Here is an 18,808-nt window from a genome sequence, read left to right as displayed (position 1 = left end):
AAGATGAACATGACGCAAAGCAAGAATTCACATGACAAGGAAAACACTCCATGAACGTCAAGACCCTGGCAGCAATCGTCGGAACCCTGTCCCTCGGCTCGCTCGCGACGGGATGTGCAACCACCCACCGCTCGGCGGAGCCCGGCACGGAGAACGGCACCCAGGGCGCTGGGAGCACCCGGGGCGGCGAGGCCTCGTGCGGTGAGAACACCTGTAGCGGCAAGGCCACCCAGAAGGGGGGCGAGGCCTCGTGCGGCGAGGGCACCTGTGGCGGCGGCCAGAAGGCCGCGACGCCGGAGAAGGGCTCCCACGCGAGCTGCGGCGAGAGCGGTTGCGGTGGTGGCAGGTAGCTCATGGGCCGTTCATGGCGTCAGGGATTGAAGCCGCTGGGGGCCGGTATCGGGCTGCGGCGGGAATTCCATGAGCAACTCCCTCGCACCGCGCGAGTACTGGACTGGGTGGAGTTCGTCTCCGAGAACTTCCTCACCCTGGGGGGCCGCGCGCAACGGGCGCTGGACGCCTGCGCCGAGCGCTGGCCGGTGATTCCCCACGGGGTGGGACTCGACATCGGTGGGCCCGAGCCCCTGAACGAGGATTATGTGACCCGGCTCGCGGCGCTGGTGGCGCGGGTGGACTCCCCCTTCTTCTCCGACCACCTGTGCTACGCGCGGCTGGGCGGGGTGTACCTGCACGACCTGTTGCCACTGCCCTTCTCCGAGGACGCGGTGGAGCACGTGGTGCCACGAATCCGCGAGGTGGTGGCGAGGGTGGAGCGACCCTTCCTGCTGGAGAACATCACCTACTACGCACACATGCCCGGGCGCACCCTGTCCGAGGCCGCCTTCCTCCGGGCAGTGGTCGAGGAGGCCGACTGTGGCCTGCTGCTCGATGTGAACAACGTGTACGTGAACGCGCGCAACCACGACTACGACCCGAGGGCCTTCCTGGACGCACTGCCCCTGGAGCGGGTGGTGCAGGTCCATCTGGCTGGCCACACGGAATTGCCAGACATGCTCATCGACAGCCACGGAGACACCGTCCGCGACGAGGTGTGGTCGCTCTACCAGTACCTCCTGGAGCGCACCGGCCCGGTGTCGACGCTCATCGAGTGGGACCAGGACATCCCGTCGCTGGATGCCGTGCTGGACGAGGCGGCTCGGGCGCGTGCGGTGCTCGGAGCGCTGGGAGAACGGTGATGCCGGGCCTCCAGCATTTCTTCGAGTCCATGAGGACCTTCCTGGCGGAGCCCGGTGCGACAGGACTGGAGCGGCTGTATGGGGCGCACCCCGGGTGGGAGGCACCGCGCGCGCGGGTGGCGCTGTATGGGCGCTTCGTGCGCCACCACGTGGCGGATGGAGTGGAGAAACTCTTTCCACTGGTGAGGCGATGCGTGGGCGAGGTCGCCTGGGAAGAACTGGTGCGGGGCTACTTCTCCACCGGGCCCGCCCGGCACTACGAGCTCAATCGGCTGGGAGAGCACTTCCCGGACTTCCTCTCGGACAAGGCGCCGGAGCGTGGGCTGCCCGCGTGGGTGCCGGAGCTGGCGCGCTTCGAGTGGACGGACTTCGCGGTGTACGCCTCGGAGGAGCGGGTGCCAGTGACGGTGGAGCGGCTCTCGCCCAATCCCACGCTCGTGGTGTTGCGGCACTCCTGTCGGCTATGTCCCTTCGTCCGAGGTGGCGCTCGAGGCGAGCCGCGGTCGGGTGAGGAACTGGCGCTGCTGTGGCGCCACCCGCGAGACCTGGTGAGCCTGTATATGGCCGCGGATGACGTGGCGTTGCTGGCCCTGAAGATGGCGGTGGAGGCGCTGGCTCCGGCCGAGGTGGCCGTGGCCACGGGCGTGGCGGAATCCGACATCCGCGCGGCAGTGGAGCGCTGTGTGGCGGATGGGCTGGTTCTCACCCCATGAGCAGACGTTATCTCCAGGCTTGTTTTTTTGAGTGGCCCTACCGTGGTTTTCGCGTTCGGCGGTCAGCGGTCGTCGCGGTGGGTCGCCGGGCGCGTGCCCGCTGCTCGAGCGCGGCCACCAGCAAGTCCATGCCGAAGTCGAACTCCGCCTCGTGGTTGCACGCGGCCAGGTGGAGCGCGGCCCTGGCCACGTGGGGGAAGCCGGAGTTCTCGAGTTCCACGCGGCGCTCCACCAGGCCCCCGAGGTTCTGGCCGCTGAAGGTCGGCCCGGAGGACACCTCGCGCAGGAGCGTCCCGACCAGGAAGGCGAGGACGGTCCTCAGGGCATGGACGGCCTCTTCCGGTGGAAAACCAGCCGCATGCAGCAGTCCGAGCGCTGACTCCGTGCCCACGAGGCCCTTGAAGGACTCGAGCTGGCGCGTGAGCACCAGCGGGGCGGCCTGGGGGTGTTGGGCCGCCGCGTGTCGGAAGGCCGCCGCGAGCGCGCGGACATCCGCGCGCCAGTCACCGGTCGGTTCGGGCAGGCCGATGCGTCCCAGGAACAGCTCCGCGATTCCGTCGAGGACCGCATCCTTGTTGGCGACATGGTTGTAGAGGCTCATCGCGTCCACGCCGAGCTCCGTGGCGAGGCTCCGCATGCTCAGCGTTTCGATCCCTCCACGGTCCACGAGCGTCAAGGCGGCCTCGAGGACCTTCTCCCGCGTGAGCCGGGGACCTCCCCTCGGCCGGCCGCGCCGGGGTGCCTCGCCGGCCGGCTCCATGTCGGGCTCTCGCCTGTCGGAACGCTTCATGACGTTGACAATACCTACGTCGTAGGATTACTTCCAGTCTACAGCGTAGGTAAACGCGGAAGGTGCTCGATGCGGCGTGAGTGGCTGGATTCCAATGTCGCGGACATGTCCGGGATTGGCGCGCGCATCGACGCCTTCGACGGCATGGAGCGCGTGCCGGGAGGCTCCGGCGCCAGGCTGCGTTGGGCCCGGACGCGGGCCGCCCGGTTCCGCTCGGAGTTCGTGTCGACGGGAACGCCTGACAGCGTGGACACCTGTGACCTGGTCACGATGCCGTACCCCACGGCGTTCGGACTGTTCCGCGCCAGCACGGCGCTGTCTCCCTTCCTGTCCATCACCAATCGCATGCTGGTCATCCGCTGGCGCGAGTCCGATGGCCGGCGGCGCGTGCTGCTCTTCGAGCCGAGCGACTTCGAACTCGGCCGCAAGACGCCGTACTTCGCGGCGCTGGGGGCGCGTGTCCCCAAGCCCCTGCATTCCCTCCTCGTGAAGGAACACGGCACGGTGCTGGACCATCTGGCGCGCATGCGAATCGCTCCAGAGGAGGTCGACTACCTGATGTTCGACCACCTGCACACCCAGGACCTGAGGCGCTGGGTGGGGACGACCGCCCCCCAGGAGGACCTGGGCGGCGTCGTGAAGCCTCTCCTTCCCAATGCCCGGGTCATCGTTCAACGCGATGAACTCGCCGCCATGGCGGATCTGCATCCCCTGCAGCAGCCGTGGTACCAGGCGGCGACGTTCGCGGACCTCCGGCCCGACGTCTTCCTCGCCATCGAGGGAGGGCACGTCCTCGGGCCCGGTGTCGCCGTGGTCGCCACGCCGGGTCACGTCCTCGGCAACCAGTCCCTCGTCCTGAACACGTCCACTGGCATCTGGGCCAGCAGTGAGAATGCCATCGCCGCGGAGTGCCTGACCCCGGAGCACTCGCGCATGCCAGGGCTCGCGCGGTGGGCGCGCACCTGGGGGCAGGAGGTCATCCTCAACGCCAATACCCTGGAGACCACCGTGGACCAGTACAACTCGCTGATCCTCGAGAAGACGCTGGTCGACCGGTCCCAGGCGGACGAACGATTCCTCCAGTTCTTCCCGTCCAGCGAACTCACCGCTGCATGGACCCACCCTGGCACGGCCCCCACGTTCAGCCACCGGGCCATCCATCACCGGGGCTGACCGCCCCTTCCCCTGAAGTCCTTCCCCCAAGAAAAGAGGCACGCATGCCCACTGAGCAGGTCCGCGAGGCACGGCAGAAGCTGGTGTTGAACCACTTCCACGACGAGGTGAAGCAGAACTGGGATGACGTCCTGTCGACCTTCCCCCATCCCCGTTACGAGCTGATCCCCACCCTGACGGTGCACGACGGCGACAGCAGGGTGCGCAGGTACTACCGCGAGACCCGCATCGCGTTCCCGGATCAGAGCCACGAGATCATCGCGCTGCGGCACAGCGACGACGCCGTCATCGTCGAATTCTGGTTGATGGGCACCCACCTGGGTCCGCTGGGCCAGATTCCCCCTACCGGGAACAGGTTCCGGGTGCGCGTGACGGCGTACTTCATCTTCGACGCGACCGAGACGCTGGTTTGCGAGCGCGTCTACTTCGACACCCTCAGCATGCTCAAGCAGCTCGTGGGCGGCCTCGACATGAAGCAGCCGAAGAACTGGCTCCTCGCCGCCCGGTGCTTCAAGGGCCTCCTGGCGATGTCCAACGACGAGCCGGTCCCCTCCCTGACCGAGACCACCCCGCCCATTTTCAACGCATAGGGCGGAGGAGAAGCCGTCACTTCGAGCGCTTCGACGCACGATAGGCCGCCCACGCGCCGGTCGACCAGAGGGCACAGGCGACGAGGACGGGCTGGAAGAAGAGCCGGATGAACCGAGCCCTGTCGGTGTCGAGACCGAACGCGCTGATGCCATTGACGTACTGCGAGATGTTGCCCGGGAAGATCGCGACGAAGAACGCGGCCGCCGCCCACCCGACTTGCGTGCGCAGGCGGCGCGCGAAGATGAGCGCCGCGCCGAGCACGAGCTCGACCACGCCCGAAGCGAGGACGACGAAGTCGGCGTCGAGTGGGACCCACTTCGGGACCTGGGCCAGGAACTCGGTGCGGGCCCACGTGAGGTGGCCCGCCCCCGCGAGGAGCAAGGAGGCTCCCAGCCAGATGCGTGCAAGGGTCCTCAGGAGACTGGGGCGTGCCACGGCAACGTCTTGTTGAGTCATGACTTGAGACATGAGTCCTCCATGGGAAGTTCGTGGAGGTCACCTCGCATCGGGGGTGACCGCCTCGAGCGCACATCGGATGTGTGAGCGTCAGTTCTTGAGCAGGCTTCTCTGCACCGACGGCGATCGCCAGGCGAAGTCGCCTGGAAGCCCGTGACGCAGCGCCGCCTGCCAGGCTGGAGAGTCGCGGTCGCGCCAGTGGTCAGCGAGCCGGCCGGCGGAGGTCAGCGCCAGGCGGTCGAGCGCGGTCAGATCCCATTCCGCACCGAGCTCCAGTTTCTTTCGGACCACCGGCGGCAGGATCGCGACCGCGCCGCGAGCCATCGCGCGGTGCAAGAAGCGCGGCACGGAAGGCGCCGCACGGCCCGATTCGATGATGTTCAGGAACTCGAGGTTGATCGGGTGCGGCTCGAAACCTGGCAGCAGCTCTTCCATCATCGCGACGAACTCGGCTTCCGACCCAACGCTGTGCGTGACGCCGTAGAGTTCGGCGACCGGCTTTCCCTCCCTGAAAAAACGCGCCTGATCCTCCGGAGAGAGCGGACGAACGAACGTGTGGTAGGCCTTGAAGAAGCCGAAGGCAGCCGTCGCGGAGACCCAATTGAGCAGCACCGGGTCGAGCGCACGGTACGACTGCCCGTTGGGCGTCTCGCCCGATACGCGCGCGTGCATCTTCGTGACGCCGGAGATCACTTTGCGCGCCACCGAGGCGGGGCCATACACCCCCACCATCGCCGCGATCCCGGTACGCCGTGAGCGTCCGAGCGGGTCCACCTTGTAGACCGAATGGTCCCAGACCCCGCTGCGGATCCGCGGATCGGCGAACTCGAGCAGAACGGCCGCCACTCCGCCGATGCCCATGACGATCGGGTTGCGGTAGACCCGCCACTGCACCGAGTCCGGCGGGACCAACGAAGGCTCTCCAGCGGGGGAGAGATAGTCGATCTTCCACTCGCGCGCGGCCGCCCGCTTCGCCGTCTGCTCTGGCGCTGCTTCGCGCTCCGCCGGTACCGGATCACGTAAAGCCATCTCGTCACCTCTATCAGATGATATATTCCGTATATCAGGTGATAGGATCCGCCGCAACAACCGGAGTGCCTGTTCTGGTCGTGAGGACGTTCCGCATGCTCGCCCGAGAAGGAACCTGTCAGGAGTGTGCCCTACCGGAACGGGCTCCTCCCGGCCTATATGGCTGACCATGAGCCTCGAGACCAAAAGCCGCCTGACGCCGACGGAGATGACCAGGGCCCGGATCCTCGAGGCGGGCATGCGCTGTTTTGCTCGTGAGGGTTTCGCGGGTGCTACCACCCGGATGATCGCCGCCGAGGCGGGGGTCACGCTCCCGGTGATCGCCTACCACTTCGGCAACAAGGAGGGGCTGCACCGCGCTTGCGCGCAGGAGATCGTTGAACAGCACAGTCGCCGGCTGTTGCCGCTGGTGTGCGCTGCTCGCGAGGCAGCGAACAAGGGGTCGCTCTCGGCCACGGAAGCGCGGGACTGGCTCGACCGTATCCTCGACGCGCTCGTCAGCGCGATCACCGCCGATGCCGAGCAACGGCTCACCACCGATTTCGTGCTGCGCGAGATGAGCGAGCAGGGCCCGGGCTATGCGTTGTTGTTCGAGGGGCTGTGGAGCCCCGGCATCGGCCTCGTCGCCGACCTGCTGGCCATCGCTCGCCAGCGCCGCCCCGGGAGGGAGGAGGATCGCGCGGGCGCGGTGATGCTGATCACCTCGCTCTCCGCCTTCACGGCGACCGAGCCCGTGTCGCTCGCTTTCCTCGGGTGGGAGCGGCTCGACGCAACCCGCCGCGATACCGTGACGGTCCTCGCCAAGCGCCTGCTTGACGGTCTCGTCGGGTGCTGACGCCCCCGGTCGCTGGCCGCTGAATGACACCCTAATGAATGCGGAGTACCTGCTGGCACGCCTGGGGCAACAGCCGCGAGGACCTTCCCGCGATGCACGAGATGACCGTCGGCATCCCGCGCACCACCGCACCCGCGAAGTACGCTTCCCGCCGTTCACCCGAGCCGAGCATGCGCAGGTACGTGCACTGCGTCCTGGCGCCGTCGATGGCGCAGGGAAGGCGCGACTCCAGGTAGCTCGCCCGGGGGACGTCCTTGAACGTCAGCAGGCCCTCCTGCACGGAGTCCCGCAGGCGGGAGGCATCGGGGAGCCGGGTCCAGTCGAGCCGTGAGCCGTCGCCGCACTCGATCCGGCCGCTGCCATTGTCCGCCGTGAGGTTGCACCCGTCGGGCGCGACGAGCTCCCGGCCCGCGAGCGCGGCATCCGATTGCGCCACGGCCACCCCCTCCTCGGGGAGGGCCCTCCACGGTTGCGCCGCGAGCTGCTCCAGCACCTGCCCACAGCGGGCCTGCAGCTCCGGCGTGCCGCGAGCCTTGCAGAGGAGCCGCCGCGCCCCCTTTCCCTTCACCGGCACGACGGCGAACACCGAGGACTCCTGCGCCTCGGGCGCCTTCGGGCGCATGCGCAGGAGGCGCACCTCGCGGCCCGCCAGCGTGGCCTTCGCCACCTTGAACGTCGCTTCCCCCGCGGCCTGTTTCTGGAAGGTGCGGCGGCTGCGCTGCCACAGCCTCTGGGCGGACACGCCCGCGTGGTCCGAGAGGATGGCACTGAAGTCACCGCACTGGTAGCTCCACCCCTCACCGCCGAACGGCTCCGCCGTACAGCCCGCCAGAAGAGACCGTGGGCTCGCGTGGGCGGACAGCGGGCACACCGTCGCACAGAGCACGAGGGCCAGGCCCGGCAGGAGACGGATCGAAGGGGCGCGAATCAACGGCGCCCAGCTTATCAGGACCTCGCCGCACAAGAGAACGCTGGGCCCCACCCAGCCCGGCGAGCTTCCCAACCAGGGTGTCAGACGACTCGTAGGAGGCGAGGGAGCCCAACCAGGGTGTCAGACGACTCGTAGGAGGCGAGGGAGCGGAACGAGTTCTCCGACACCTCCTGCGGGCACACGCCCGCCTTGACCCACGTCACCCCACTTGCTTGAAAGAACGTAGCCATGCGTCTACGCGCTTACTTCTCGCTGCTGCTCTTTCTCTCCGCCTGCGCGAGCGCGCCCCCCTCTCCGTCGATGCCACGGTCTCACGCCTTTGTCCCGACTCCTCCCCCAGGCCCGAGCATCCGTCTCGTGTCCTCGCCGATGGAGCCGGTGCAGCAGGAGTCGCGGATTGGAAAGGCGGACCTGGACCGGGCCCGGGCGCTGCTGTTTCGGGCGCGTCATGACTTGGAGCCGCGTCAAGTGGTGAGGGGAGCAGAGGGTCTTGCCCAGGCGGGTCGTGCCAGGAGGTTCGTCGGGGCGCCCTCCCGGGTGGGCCCGTTGCTCGTGGGCCTCGTCCTGCTCTGGCCCTCCAGCACCGCCGGGCCGGAGTTCGACAGCCGCCCATCCTGGGTCGACGCTCAACGGGAGTTCGAGGCACTGCTGCGAGACGTGTCGGAGGCATCGCAGCAACTCGTGGTGGAACTCGAGGCCCAGCCTCGTGCGGCGAAAGCACCGGCCCGGCATCCCTCGCCGCAGAAGCAGCCCGAGACCGCCCTCTCCGAGGAGGACGACACGAGATGCAAGCCCATCCCATTGCCGCGCCACCTGGGCGGGCATGACCCGCACAACGAGTGCGCGGACAAGATGCCGAACAACAGCTTCCCCGGTGGGGATGTGTACGTGAATGGGAGAGAGTTTGGATGATACCCTTACCGTCGTCCTCATGAATTGGTGCTGACATGGCGTTTGGCCGAAATGAGATGACTATCAGCGTATACGCCCCTGTGCTTACGAGCGACGATGGGCGCCCGCTTGCCATCGTTCATGGAATGGAGCGTGCGCTCCCAGGATTGCGCTTGGGGTGGACGACCTCGGAGAAGGAGGAGCTCATATCGCTACCTCACCGCGATGAATGGGTCGCGTCCAATAGGACAGACGGAGGGTTTCCGTTCCTTTGCAATGATGACGATGCTCATCTGGTGACGATTTCCGGGTGGGAAAACCCGAACGGTCTTGCCGCGGATGGCGCGCCGCATTTTGAAATTCATGCGCAACTGCCATTCGACGCGGCCAGTATCGCGGCGGCCGCGGAGGTGCTCGCGGCGATTGGGCAAGGCGCACGCGCGTATTGGGGACATGCTACGCCTTTCAACGCGACTGTGGAAATTTCGCGGCAGACGGTCGATCCGGTGCGTAAGCCAGGAGTTCCGCCACGGGGGCTGCCCGCGCTCAGGTTCCCAGACTACATTCGTTCGCCTGAGATTCCGCGTCGCCTCGGGTGGCTGAACTACTGGTCGGCCGCCGCCGCACGAGCCATTGGGTTCCCGGACCAAGCCCGCGACGCGGACCTGCTCTCGCGCTCACGGTGTACCGCGACCGGTGGGTGGGTTGTGCAGCTCACGGAGGCGCCGCTCGACCTGGACGATTCCACGCACCTGGACGCGCTCAAGCGGGCCTACGAGCGCTTCCCGGAGATCGGCGGGCGCACAGCCCATTGAGGTTGGTACGGCTCGTGGGATCTGCGGGGACTCCGAGGAGATTGCCGTTGCTTGGATGGGGGATGCGTTGACAATACGCTCATGAACACCTCTTCAACCAATTCGTTCGCGTGCACCCGTCCGAAACGTGGAGCGAGCCCTGGAGGCTCGTTTCCATGGGCGCTCTTGCTCGCGCTCGGTCTTCTTCCTTGGGACGCTCACGCGAGCGACCCGACCGGGTTACTCGGCGGTGGCCCGAGAAGCGTATCGGACAATTCGTAGGGGCGATTCGGAGCCCTGTCCAGGTGTCAGACGACTCGTAGGCGGCGAGGGAGCGGAACAAGTTCTCTGACACCTTTCAGCGGACACCTTTCAGCGACACCTCTCAGCCCAGTTATGGCGTCCTTGGCTGGTGACGGGCAGCTGCGGCAGCGGAGGAGGGCTCGCCGACCATGCTCTCCTGGACGAACCTGTTCCCCACCTCGCCCCGTGGCTCGCACCGTGCGGAGTTGCAGCCCGTTCCCCTCGCGCTGGACCGTAATGAACTCCTCCGTCAGCGTCGGTGACGTGGTGGTCTTGTGGATCGTGAGCTGCTCCCCTGCGACATCAATGATCTCATACACATGCTGGTTGCCTAGGTTGTCCAGGTAGACCCATTTCTCACCCTCGGCGAGGCGGCGCGGAGACCGGAGCGGGTACAGCTCCAGGCTCGCCTCGTACACAACCCCGAGGAGGAAGCCCGCGGAGTAGACGCCAAGGAGCGACCCCGGTTGTGGGCCGGGCCTGAGCGGGTAGGAGACTCCGTCGATGGTCAACCGCGTTTCGGGGCTTGCGAAGGCGCTCGCGTTGGACCACAGCACCGGCAGCGCCTCCTCCCTCGCGTGCTCCGTCGCGATGAGCCGTCCCGCCACCGAAACAGGAGCAAGTGCCTGGAAGTGCAAGTCTATGTCCTCGCCTCGATAGGATTTGAACCTCAGCCGCGAGGTCACGATGCCAGCGACCTCGCTCTGCTCGTACAGGATGGGCCGGTAGACCGTCTTGCGTTCGGGCAGCAACGCCGCGCGCTCTCGAGCAAGCTGCACGTCATTGATGTGGTCGATCTGGTCTGTGTCATGCCGTGTAATGATCACCCTCAGCAGCGGCTGCTGGCCGGCCCGCCGGGTCACCATGACCTCTATGGCCTCGTACACGGGATGGTTGGCCAGGAAGACAATCACCTGCTCTTCGTTGCGGTCGAAGATGAGGAAGAAAGGTTGGATGAAATTCCGGGCGTCAGGCGGCACGGGAAGGGAGTCCGCGGCATGACTGACATTCCCCCCGGCAAACAAGCCCCCGGCGAGCAGCACCACGGCAAGCGCCGTCTGATAGGAGCGCATGGATATCCTCTCCCGCTCGCATCCGGCCCTCCACGAGCAGAGCCCCCACCATGCAGCCCTATGTCCCCGCCGTGAAATCACCCCCCGGTCGGAGGCCGTTGAGCAGAAACGCCGCTCATCCCACTCTCCCCCGCGTGGACAACCAACGTCGGAAGTCGCGGGTTCAGGGCACCAGCGCGTCGGCCTCGAGCTCCACCAGCATGGCCGGGTCGATGAGCCGCTTGACCTCCACCATGCTGGTACTCCACTTCCATCTCAAAGCAGGGACCGAGACGTGGTGAGGATCGGTCGCGCATGAACTGGCGCCGAGTCGAGAGTGGCCGCCCACCTCCCCCGGATCCTCCTTCCGAGCCACATCCTGGCGGTTGTGCTACGCCCCTTCACCGAGGAGGTAGCCCGCGTGTACATGGGACACCTTCCCGGCTCTTGCGGCTCTTGCAATTCTCTCAGCGCACCCGCGCGAGGCCGTGCGCCGACGGACGAAACCCACAGTTGTCAAAGGACGGGGAGTTGGGAGAGCCCGAGCGTCTTGTAGAGCAGCGCGGTGAGCTGGCCGAGTAGGTGCTCCGGGTTGCCTATGAAGGGGGCGAATGGCCCGGTGGCTTTCATGGCCAGGTCTACCTGCCCGTGGACTGTCGCTGAGCCAGCGGGATGCATCTGGCGCTCTCGGAGCGAGCGCGGGTCCTGGCACTTGATGCGCGCGTGACCGCTGTGGTAGGGCCTGCGACATGGCCGCGCCACAGTCCCCGGTGCTCGAGTTTCCCGCGATGCTTCACGGCCTTACCGGCGCCGTCCTCCGCAAGGTGAGGGCCAAGGGCCAGGGGTGGGCTCGGGAGTACCTCAAAACCGGTGCCTTTACCCAGCCCCGGCAGATGCTCCAGGTGCCGCCCGGTGAGCTTCTGGAGGTGCTCTCAGGGGCTGAGTTCGACGTCGTCCCCCGCCCGCGCTGGCGGGTGCACCTGTTCGCCGACGTCTTCTTGAGCTTGAATGAAGGCGTCCCGAAGGAGGCGCGCCAGCGCATGGAGGAAGCCTTCGAGGCTTTCTGTCTGAGCACCCCGTGGGGCGCGCTCTACCATGCCGTGTCCCCTCCCTCACCGCGGAGCGCGGAGCGCATGGCCAGGCGGCTCGCCGCGTTGCTGCGCTTCTGGGACGTGCTCCAAGGCCCGCGTTATGCGTACAGGGTGCCCGACACCCACCCTACGCTCGACGAACTCATGGACTCCATCTACCGCAAGACGCTGGAGGCGTGGTGTCCCGGTGGGCCCGTCTCGGTGCGCGAACACATGGCGCTGACGGTGGCGCGCATGTCTCGTGCGAGCCGAGAGGAGTGTATGGAGGCCATGCTCCGGGTCATTCCTGTCCTGGTCGAGGTGGACGCCGAATTCAAGCACCGCGAGGTACTCAGTGACCCGAGCTTCCTGCGCGAGCGCCTCTCCGCGCTTTCCCCGAGGGATTTCGAGAAGATCTCCAGTGCCTACACCTACACAGTGACCCTGCAGTTGGCTGCCTGGGATAGGGAGTTGGGGCGGCATTAGCACTATTAGCACTGCTCCTCTCCAGCCACACCTCGCCAGTCCATACGCTACACTCGGTGAGAGGGGAGAGCACGCGGCGGCGTAGCAGTCCTCGCCTGGGTTCCAACGATGAGGGTTGCTCTGCGGTCCTGGGCCCTACGTCCTATGTGGCGCACGCCCGAGACACCCGCGGACACCAATGCCTCGCATACCCCGTGCAACCCACGGGTTTCCACCGAGCCAGCAATCCAAGGTGAGGAAGCGACAGAACGAGGGCCGGGTGAAAACGGGATTGCAGCAGGCTCGGCCCCGACCTGTCCACTCCGCAGGCCCTGCCGCCGTGCCCTCCGATGCTGCAGAGCGAACACCGCGCGCAGAAAGATGCGGTGCACCGGCGGTTGAGTTCGCTCCACGTCATCGGTGCGCGTCACCCAAACAAGTACAACGTGCTGAACCAGAGACTGGCCGACGCCAGTTGTCATCGATGTTCGCTTCATTGAACACATAAGGTTGGAGCCCACAGCCCGATTCGACGGCAACATTCGGATAGAGCCCGAGGTCAGGAACGAAGAACTCTCGCTACGTCCTCCTACCGGAGTTTTGTCGTGGCCGGCCTCACGCCTCTTCAGTTCGCTACGGACGATGATTGTTGGGATGCATTGGTGACACGGAATCCGTGCGCCGATGCCTGCTTCCGTTATGGCGTCAAGACAACGGGTGTTTTTTGCCGGCCGACCTGTCCCTCGCGGAAGCCAAACCGAGAGAACGTGCTCTTCTTCGCGACGAGCCATGTGGCGATCACGGCTGGTTACCGCCCGTGCCAGCGCTGCAATCCCCTCGAATCCTCGATCCACCAGCGCTACCGGGTGGTGGTCCAACAGGCCTGTGAGCTGATCGAAGGAGCGGAGGAACCCCCCACACTCGAACACCTGGCCGAGCATGTCGGGCTGAGCCGCTTCTATTTGCAGCGGCTCTTCAAGAAGTACGTTGGGATTACACCCAAGGAATACGCGACCGCATGTCAGATCGCGCGCCTCAAACAATCGCTTGCCCAGGGGGCGCCGATCCTCCAGGCCATCTATGACGCGGGCTTCAGCTCGACGAGCCGTGTCTATGAGAAGACGGTAAGGGAACTCGGTATGACACCCGCTCAATTCAAGAATGGTGCGGCCGGAATGAGGATCCGCTATGTGCTGACCAGCTCGCCGCTGGGAACGCAACTCCTGGCGATGACGGAACAAGGAATTTGTGAGATCGACTTCGACGCCTCTCCGCACGAACTCGTGGAACGTTTGTCACAGCGATTCCCCAATGCGTTCATATTCCATGGTGGTGCCGAACTCACGAGGAAGGTGGAGCACATCCTCGGTATCATCGCCGCCCCTCAGTTCGGGCTGAAGCTCCCGCCCCACATCCTGAGCATCGCCTTGCAGCGGAGACTCTGGAAGGCGCTGCACGGCATTGCTCCCGGAACCTGACGCCTCCGCTCATTCGACGAGCAGGCCAGGAAGGCGTTGGTTTGAGCTTGGCTGGATGTCCAGAGCAAGATTCGGATAGAGGCCCCCCCGAGCATCCGCTAAGAGTGTTCCCGGTGGGGCCACGATGATTATGACCAATGAACTCGAGCGCGCCTTTCAAGGTGCCAGCGCAGAAGCTCCGTATGATTCTCTCGAGACCTTCGAGAAAGTGCTGGCACTCCGGCTGCCGTCTGAGGATTCCTCCGCCATCAACCGCGTCTACCGGCGAATGATACCCAGATGGCATTTCGCCATGCTCAACGACACCGAGCGAAACCGTACCTTTCACGAGGCGCTGCGCGCCCAGGTGGCGCCCGGTCAGCTTGTCCTCGATGTGGGGACGGGCTCGGGCCTCCTGGCGATGATGGCCGTCCGGGCCGGAGCCCGCGCCGCGGTGTCATGCGAGGTGCTGGAGCCAATCGCCCATATGGCACGACGCATCATCGCGGCGAACGATCTGTCCGAGCGCGTCTCCGTCTTGTCGAAGAGTTCCTTTGATTTGAGCGTCGGGCGCGATCTGCCCACTCTGGCTGACGTGCTCGTCACCGAGACCATCGATTGTGGGCTCCTTGGCGAGGGCATCCTGCCCATTGTCCACCATGCGCGCGAGCACCTCCTTCGCCCCGAGGCCCGGATCATCCCCGCGAGGGCGCGCATTGTGTTTGCTCTCCTCGAGAGTAGCGCCATCCACCGCAACAACTTCGTCTTTGAGGCCAGCGGGTTCGATGTGAGCATGTTCAACCACTTTTCGACACGGGAGTATTTCCCGGTTCGCTTGGTGACATGGGACCATACCCTGCTCAGCATCCCCACGAAGGCCTTCGACTTCGATTTTCGGGAGTTCCCGCCAACATCGCGCGTCACCAGGGTGCCGGTCGAGGTGCGGCAGAGCGGCACCGTCCATGGCATCGTCTTCTGGTTCGAGTTGGATCTCGGTGATGGTGTTCACCTCTCGAACGCGCCCAGCAATCCGCGAAGCCATTGGATGCAAGCCGTTCTGTGTTTCGAACGCCCCCTCCATTTCGACCGGGGCGCGACCGCTGTCGTGGAAGCGGCCCACGACGCCACGAGCGTCTGGTTCAATATTCATCCCCCAATCGAGAGGAAGAGCATTTGAAACACGTACCAGAGAAAACCAATCCGCCGGCCGTCGATCTCGGTGACCCTGAGCTGTTCAAACGCTGCCTCGTCCAGTATGGAGAGAGCGAGCTGTTCGTCGATACCGAGGAGTGGATCGTCCACGACAACCCCTACCGGAGGACGCTAAGGCCACATGTCTTCAAATACCTGGACTTCTCAAGGCCGCTCCGCTGGGACCAGATTCTCAATTATACGAGCCTGAGCGCGAATCGCACGCTGCTCACGATTTACGAACAGGACTTCCTTCTTCTGCCGGAGCAGGGGTTCGAAGCCAAGCGAGCTGACTTCGCCGAGTTTTATTCTGGACGGTCCATGGCCCTTGCTGCTGTCGTACGCCCATGGCTGGAGCGCTATTTGTTCGACGCACTGGAGCGCGAGGTCTCCGTTACCGGACGTTGGACCGCGGCCTCCTTGGAGGCCTATCTCCAGGACTACGCCGACTCGCTTCACCGCGAGGGCGAGAACAAGTCGATGGCGGCGATCCTCGGCTCCTCCAATCGTGAGCACGCGGCGAGGACGCTGCTCATCCAGCTCGCGGGAGACTTCCTCCTCGAGGCCTCGGCCATGGGCCGGAACGTCCTCGGCAATTTCGGTCCGATCCAGTCGGAGCTGTTCAAGATCGTGATCGACGAATATGGATACGGTGTCCACGAAACCAAGCACAGCACCCTGTTCGAGAGGCTGCTCCGGGCCCATGATCTCGACCCCAAGCCGCATGCCTATTGGCAATTCTATTTGACCTCGTCCCTGCTGCTGAACAACTATTACAACTGGATCAGCCGCGACCACTCGAAGTTCTTCCGCTATCTTGGCGCCATCTTCCAGGCGGAGACCGCATTCATCCATTCCTGTGCCCAGATGGCGGAGATGCTCATCGCCGTGTTCGGGCGCGGTGCCGAGGTCCAGTATTTCCTGGAGCATGCACACATCGATCGCCACCACAGCAAGATGGTCTTCGAGCGGATCGTCAAGCCGGCTGTCGCCACCCATGGAGAATCCATCATCCCGGAGATCGTGCGCGGCTTCGAGGAGGCGAAGCTGCTCGGGGAACTCGCCGAGCGGGACTTCTGTGAGCAGGTGAGTTGGGCGGACGGTGGACGTACTTTCAAGGATTTGCACCCTGGCGTCTACGCCAAGGTCCAGGCGGGCGTGATCCAGCCAGATCGGCAGACGTTCGTCGAGCCGCGTGGCGAACTCTCGGTGACCCACGTCCACGACGGAGACGAACTCTGTCACATCGAGTCTGGAGTGATGCACTTCGTCACCGGCCACGGGCGCCATACGGTATTGCACGCTGGAGAGGGGACGGTCATCCAGCGCAACCGGTTGCACGGGGCCATCATCGACTCCGACAAGTGTGTCTATACCATCTATTCCGTGGGAGATTACCGCGCGTGCGTGTCTTGAAGTTCGATCCAAGACGGGTCAACCTGCTCGAGGTGGGGAGCAAGAAGCTCTTCCTCCTCGCTCCCAGTGAGCAGGAGACCTTTCTGGTGAGCGCTGTCTGCCCGCATCGCGGCGGGCCGCTCCACCTCGGTCGGCTCGATACGAGCGAGGGGGTGATTCAATGCCCCTGGCACGACCGCGGGATCTCACTGCGCCACCTCCTGCGCGAGGCACTACCGCTCGTCCTCCGTCGGGACTCGGCCGTTGCGATTCTGGACGAGAGCGAGGAGGCACAGGTTCTTCTGCGGCGGCGTGTACTGCCTGCCGGGCCGCCGAATTCTTGCGGAGCCGTGGTGCGGACGTCGCGGCCTTCATGCGCGGAGTCCGACCCGAGAGGCACTGACGGGCGTGGTGAGCATCCAAGAAAAGTCGGCTCCCCATGAAGGAGCCGGAAGGAAATGCATCATGAAAGAGAACGACGAGCACTCTGCCTACAAGGCCATTTGCAATGAAGTCGACCCTCCGGAAGTGATCATTCGCATCCCAGAGGACCCCTCGCTGCTGGAGGTGCAGAGGAAAAACTACTGTAATCTCTTTCGCGCCTTCCCAGTTCCTCCTCGAGAGCGCATAGAGGTTCGTGATGAACTCATTGAGTTGGATACCCATTCCATCCCGGTGCGCTGGTTTCAGCCTCGGGACACGGGACCGGGGCAGACGTGCATCATCTATGCGCACGGGGGTGGATTCATTTGCGGCACGGTCGACGTCGCCGACGGCATGGGCATCGATCTCGCGGATCGGCTGAACGTCACGGTCGTGACGTACCACTACCGCCTGGCTCCCGAGCATATCTTCCCAGCCCCTCTCGAGGATGGATATACGGTGCTCCAGCACGTGGCCGCGTGTGCGACCAGTCGCGGTGTCGATCCCAACCGGCTGATCCTCTCGGGGGAGAGCTGTGGGGGCAACTTCGCCGCGGCCCTGTGCCTGCTCGCACGAGATCGTGGCGGGCCTCCTATCCTGGGGCACGTACCGATAAACCCGGTGCTCGATGTACATCGCTGGGCACGGCGCGAGGTCGAGTATTGCAGCCCTGATTTTCAATCCGAACTCTACCAGTACACGTCCCTTTACCTCGGCGATCATCATGACGTCTCGCCGGAGTATGCATCGCCCTTGCTGGCGCGCGACCTCAGCGCCCTGCCGCCTGCGCTGATCTGGACCGTGAGTACGGATCCGTTGAGCGAGGAAGCGCGGCTCTATGCCTGCCGCCTGGCCGCCGCAGGTGTACCTTGCGAACTCCATGTGGAACGTGGAGCCATACACGGTAGCCTTCGCGCACGCCATCGCTTCACGTTCGCCGCCCGTGCATTCGATACGCTGTGCGGGGGAGTGGAGCGTTTGATGGGGAGGATGGGCACGGGTAGGCGTTCGTAACTCCCCATGAGCCGGCTCTCTGGCCCCTTCTTGATCATGCTCTTCGCTCTGGTCTCGGCATTGCGCGATGTCTACCTGGGCGAAGTGTTCCAGAACAATGCCGACGTCTTTTTCGTGGCCATGACGGCCTTCTCCACCTGTTCCGCCTTTTTCCTGGTGTGGAGCGCGCTCGCCGACCGAGGGCAGTTACGGATGCTGTTGGCCCATCCCGGGTCGCTGCTGTGGATGAACGTCACCACCGCGCTGGCGTGGATCTTCTATCTTCTTGCCCTCCGTACGCTCGAGCCATTGTTCGTCAACATGCTCTGGGCCGTCACAGGTCCCCTGACAGTCGTGGCTCTCGATATCCTGGGCATTCGTATCGAAGGATCCGGGCGGATCGGGCGAGTCGAGCGGTGGTTCCAGGCAGGTAATCTGCTATCGCTTGTGTTCCTCGTGTCGATCCTGCTCGGCGGCCGCACGGGGGTTCCCTATCAGGGCCAGAAAACAGCATGGGTTGGAGTTTCACTGACGATCGCGAGCGGGGCATCCAGCGCGATCGGAATTCTCTTCTCTAAACGCCTGCACGACCAAGGCATTGGCGCTCGGCCAGTGATGGCCACGCGCTTTGTTGGCACCTCCGTGCTGGCGGCCTTTGTGCTCCTGGCCGGCGGAAGCGCTGAGCCGACTGTCTCGCTGGAGCCTGCTCGGTGGGCCTCGGTCGTGGCAGCCAGTGGGGTCCTCGTTGCACTACCCATCTACGTCTTCCAGGCCGGTATGCGGCGTACGACACCGATGACAGCCGAAGTCATCTTGGCGAGCAGCCCCATCCTCGTCTTCGTGCTCCAGTCGTTCGATAAACAGGTAGCGTTCGCGCCCTACTCGCTGGTTGCCGTCCTCCTGTATGTCGTGTTCTCGGCCGCGGGGCTCGTTGCTCGTGCCATGAGCGAAGCTTTTGAAACTCCCCCAAGCGGAGGAGGCGAGCGTGGCGCCTGATGCGGTGGGCCAGTCTCCCACGAAACTCCGCCAGTTTCGTTCTTGGGAGTGCCGTACCTGGAAG

At 65.0% G+C, this 18,808-nt stretch carries 20 protein-coding genes; 15 read left to right on the top strand and 5 right to left on the bottom strand.

The features are described 5' to 3' along the window. Positions 1-50: 50 nt before the first annotated feature. The 3 genes from CYFUS_RS42470 to CYFUS_RS42460 are packed head-to-tail and all read left to right on the top strand — an operon-like array spanning position 51 to position 1,909. Positions 51-350, top strand: a complete 300-nt coding sequence (locus CYFUS_RS42470) for a hypothetical protein (protein WP_095990403.1) — start codon at positions 51-53, stop codon at positions 348-350. Between the two features lie 3 nt (positions 351-353). Next, the gene (locus CYFUS_RS42465) at positions 354-1,196 is read left to right on the top strand and encodes a DUF692 domain-containing protein (RefSeq protein WP_095990402.1); all 843 of its coding nucleotides are present in this window, start codon (positions 354-356) and stop codon (positions 1,194-1,196) included. Beyond that, entirely contained in the window at positions 1,196-1,909 is a 714-nt protein-coding gene (locus tag CYFUS_RS42460; protein ID WP_198316331.1) for a DNA-binding domain-containing protein, read from the top strand. The genes CYFUS_RS42465 and CYFUS_RS42460 overlap by 1 nt, the downstream gene beginning before the upstream one ends. A gap of 37 nt (positions 1,910-1,946) precedes the next feature. Here CYFUS_RS42460 and CYFUS_RS42455 read toward each other — a convergent pair whose 3' ends face one another. After that, on the bottom strand, positions 1,947-2,699 hold the full coding sequence (locus tag CYFUS_RS42455) for a TetR/AcrR family transcriptional regulator C-terminal domain-containing protein (RefSeq protein ID WP_232537127.1): 753 nt from the start codon (positions 2,697-2,699) through the stop codon (positions 1,947-1,949). 69 nt (positions 2,700-2,768) lie between these two features. On the opposite strand from CYFUS_RS42455, the gene CYFUS_RS42450 reads away from it, so the two are divergent. Both CYFUS_RS42450 and CYFUS_RS42445 read left to right on the top strand, forming a co-directional pair. After that, the gene (locus tag CYFUS_RS42450; RefSeq protein ID WP_095990400.1) at positions 2,769-3,872 is read left to right on the top strand and encodes a hypothetical protein; all 1,104 of its coding nucleotides are present in this window, start codon (positions 2,769-2,771) and stop codon (positions 3,870-3,872) included. A 44-nt stretch (positions 3,873-3,916) separates the two neighbouring features. After that, positions 3,917-4,462: an ester cyclase gene (locus CYFUS_RS42445; RefSeq protein ID WP_095990399.1), complete on the top strand. Its 546-nt coding sequence runs from the start codon at positions 3,917-3,919 to the stop codon at positions 4,460-4,462. A 16-nt stretch (positions 4,463-4,478) separates the two neighbouring features. Here the strand turns inward: CYFUS_RS42445 and CYFUS_RS42440 are convergent, their stop codons facing one another. After that, positions 4,479-4,844: a hypothetical protein gene (locus CYFUS_RS42440; RefSeq protein ID WP_232537126.1), complete on the bottom strand. Its 366-nt coding sequence runs from the start codon at positions 4,842-4,844 to the stop codon at positions 4,479-4,481. A 165-nt stretch (positions 4,845-5,009) separates the two neighbouring features. Continuing rightward, a complete protein-coding gene (locus CYFUS_RS42435) occupies positions 5,010-5,948 on the bottom strand; it encodes an oxygenase MpaB family protein (RefSeq protein ID WP_095990398.1) in 939 nt (312 codons plus the stop codon). A 169-nt stretch (positions 5,949-6,117) separates the two neighbouring features. Here CYFUS_RS42435 and CYFUS_RS42430 point away from each other — a divergent pair, with 169 nt between their 5' ends. Then, positions 6,118-6,783 (top strand): TetR/AcrR family transcriptional regulator, encoded by a 666-nt coding sequence (locus tag CYFUS_RS42430; protein WP_095990397.1) that lies wholly within the window; start codon positions 6,118-6,120, stop codon positions 6,781-6,783. Between the two features lie 31 nt (positions 6,784-6,814). Here the strand turns inward: CYFUS_RS42430 and CYFUS_RS42425 are convergent, their stop codons facing one another. Continuing rightward, positions 6,815-7,714: a hypothetical protein gene (locus CYFUS_RS42425; RefSeq protein WP_095990396.1), complete on the bottom strand. Its 900-nt coding sequence runs from the start codon at positions 7,712-7,714 to the stop codon at positions 6,815-6,817. A gap of 357 nt (positions 7,715-8,071) precedes the next feature. Between CYFUS_RS42425 and CYFUS_RS42420 the strand changes: the two genes are divergently transcribed. Together CYFUS_RS42420 and CYFUS_RS42415 are read left to right on the top strand one after the other, a co-directional pair. Then, positions 8,072-8,626: a DUF6310 domain-containing protein gene (locus tag CYFUS_RS42420; protein ID WP_157758971.1), complete on the top strand. Its 555-nt coding sequence runs from the start codon at positions 8,072-8,074 to the stop codon at positions 8,624-8,626. 35 nt (positions 8,627-8,661) lie between these two features. After that, positions 8,662-9,420, top strand: a complete 759-nt coding sequence (locus tag CYFUS_RS42415) for a DUF5953 family protein (RefSeq protein WP_198316330.1) — start codon at positions 8,662-8,664, stop codon at positions 9,418-9,420. Positions 9,421-9,707: 287 nt separating this feature from the next. On the opposite strand, the gene CYFUS_RS42410 is transcribed toward CYFUS_RS42415, so the two are convergent. Continuing rightward, positions 9,708-10,775, bottom strand: a complete 1,068-nt coding sequence (locus CYFUS_RS42410) for a hypothetical protein (RefSeq protein ID WP_095990394.1) — start codon at positions 10,773-10,775, stop codon at positions 9,708-9,710. 728 nt (positions 10,776-11,503) lie between these two features. On the opposite strand from CYFUS_RS42410, the gene CYFUS_RS42405 reads away from it, so the two are divergent. The 7 genes from CYFUS_RS42405 to CYFUS_RS42375 all read left to right on the top strand — a co-directional run bounded on the left by CYFUS_RS42405 (position 11,504) and on the right by CYFUS_RS42375 (position 18,744). Beyond that, positions 11,504-12,310: a hypothetical protein gene (locus CYFUS_RS42405; protein WP_095990393.1), complete on the top strand. Its 807-nt coding sequence runs from the start codon at positions 11,504-11,506 to the stop codon at positions 12,308-12,310. Positions 12,311-12,894: 584 nt separating this feature from the next. Beyond that, positions 12,895-13,767 carry a bifunctional transcriptional activator/DNA repair enzyme AdaA gene (locus CYFUS_RS42400; protein ID WP_095990392.1) on the top strand — a complete coding sequence of 291 codons (873 nt, stop codon included), beginning with the start codon at positions 12,895-12,897 and terminating at the stop codon, positions 13,765-13,767. A gap of 124 nt (positions 13,768-13,891) precedes the next feature. Beyond that, positions 13,892-14,923: a 50S ribosomal protein L11 methyltransferase gene (locus tag CYFUS_RS42395; RefSeq protein ID WP_095990391.1), complete on the top strand. Its 1,032-nt coding sequence runs from the start codon at positions 13,892-13,894 to the stop codon at positions 14,921-14,923. After that, on the top strand, positions 14,920-16,353 hold the full coding sequence (locus tag CYFUS_RS42390; protein ID WP_095990390.1) for an iron-containing redox enzyme family protein: 1,434 nt from the start codon (positions 14,920-14,922) through the stop codon (positions 16,351-16,353). Before CYFUS_RS42395 ends, CYFUS_RS42390 begins: the two co-directional genes overlap by 4 nt. Next, complete coding sequence (locus CYFUS_RS54730) at positions 16,302-16,775, top strand: Rieske 2Fe-2S domain-containing protein (RefSeq protein WP_095990389.1); 474 nt, start codon at positions 16,302-16,304, stop codon at positions 16,773-16,775. The genes CYFUS_RS42390 and CYFUS_RS54730 overlap by 52 nt, the downstream gene beginning before the upstream one ends. A 22-nt stretch (positions 16,776-16,797) precedes the next feature. After that, positions 16,798-17,769, top strand: coding sequence for an alpha/beta hydrolase (locus CYFUS_RS42380; RefSeq protein ID WP_095990388.1), 972 nt, complete (start codon positions 16,798-16,800; stop codon positions 17,767-17,769). Positions 17,770-17,775: 6 nt separating this feature from the next. Continuing rightward, a complete protein-coding gene (locus tag CYFUS_RS42375; protein WP_095990387.1) occupies positions 17,776-18,744 on the top strand; it encodes a hypothetical protein in 969 nt (322 codons plus the stop codon). Positions 18,745-18,808 lie beyond the last annotated feature (64 nt).

Origin of the sequence: Cystobacter fuscus, assembly GCF_002305875.1 — a bacterium.
Classification (GTDB): domain Bacteria; phylum Myxococcota; class Myxococcia; order Myxococcales; family Myxococcaceae; genus Cystobacter; species Cystobacter fuscus_A.
This window is presented reverse-complemented; position numbering and strand designations above follow the sequence as displayed.

Bases quoted from the DNA above. Each gene is read 5' to 3' on its own strand.
- CYFUS_RS42410 (WP_095990394.1), bottom strand. From the start codon at position 10,775: ATGCGCTCCTATCAGACGGCGCTTGCCGTGGTGCTGCTCGCCGGGGGC.
- CYFUS_RS42415 (WP_198316330.1), top strand. From the start codon at position 8,662: ATGGCGTTTGGCCGAAATGAGATGACTATCAGCGTATACGCCCCTGTG.
- CYFUS_RS42465 (WP_095990402.1), top strand. From the start codon at position 354: ATGGGCCGTTCATGGCGTCAGGGATTGAAGCCGCTGGGGGCCGGTATC.
- CYFUS_RS42460 (WP_198316331.1), top strand. From the start codon at position 1,196: ATGCCGGGCCTCCAGCATTTCTTCGAGTCCATGAGGACCTTCCTGGCG.
- CYFUS_RS42375 (WP_095990387.1), top strand. From the start codon at position 17,776: ATGAGCCGGCTCTCTGGCCCCTTCTTGATCATGCTCTTCGCTCTGGTC.
- CYFUS_RS42455 (WP_232537127.1), bottom strand. From the start codon at position 2,699: ATGAAGCGTTCCGACAGGCGAGAGCCCGACATGGAGCCGGCCGGCGAG.
- CYFUS_RS42380 (WP_095990388.1), top strand. From the start codon at position 16,798: ATGAAAGAGAACGACGAGCACTCTGCCTACAAGGCCATTTGCAATGAA.
- CYFUS_RS42430 (WP_095990397.1), top strand. From the start codon at position 6,118: ATGAGCCTCGAGACCAAAAGCCGCCTGACGCCGACGGAGATGACCAGG.
- CYFUS_RS42435 (WP_095990398.1), bottom strand. From the start codon at position 5,948: ATGGCTTTACGTGATCCGGTACCGGCGGAGCGCGAAGCAGCGCCAGAG.
- CYFUS_RS42405 (WP_095990393.1), top strand. From the start codon at position 11,504: ATGGCCGCGCCACAGTCCCCGGTGCTCGAGTTTCCCGCGATGCTTCAC.
- CYFUS_RS42395 (WP_095990391.1), top strand. From the start codon at position 13,892: ATGATTATGACCAATGAACTCGAGCGCGCCTTTCAAGGTGCCAGCGCA.
- CYFUS_RS42445 (WP_095990399.1), top strand. From the start codon at position 3,917: ATGCCCACTGAGCAGGTCCGCGAGGCACGGCAGAAGCTGGTGTTGAAC.
- CYFUS_RS42450 (WP_095990400.1), top strand. From the start codon at position 2,769: ATGCGGCGTGAGTGGCTGGATTCCAATGTCGCGGACATGTCCGGGATT.
- CYFUS_RS42470 (WP_095990403.1), top strand. From the start codon at position 51: ATGAACGTCAAGACCCTGGCAGCAATCGTCGGAACCCTGTCCCTCGGC.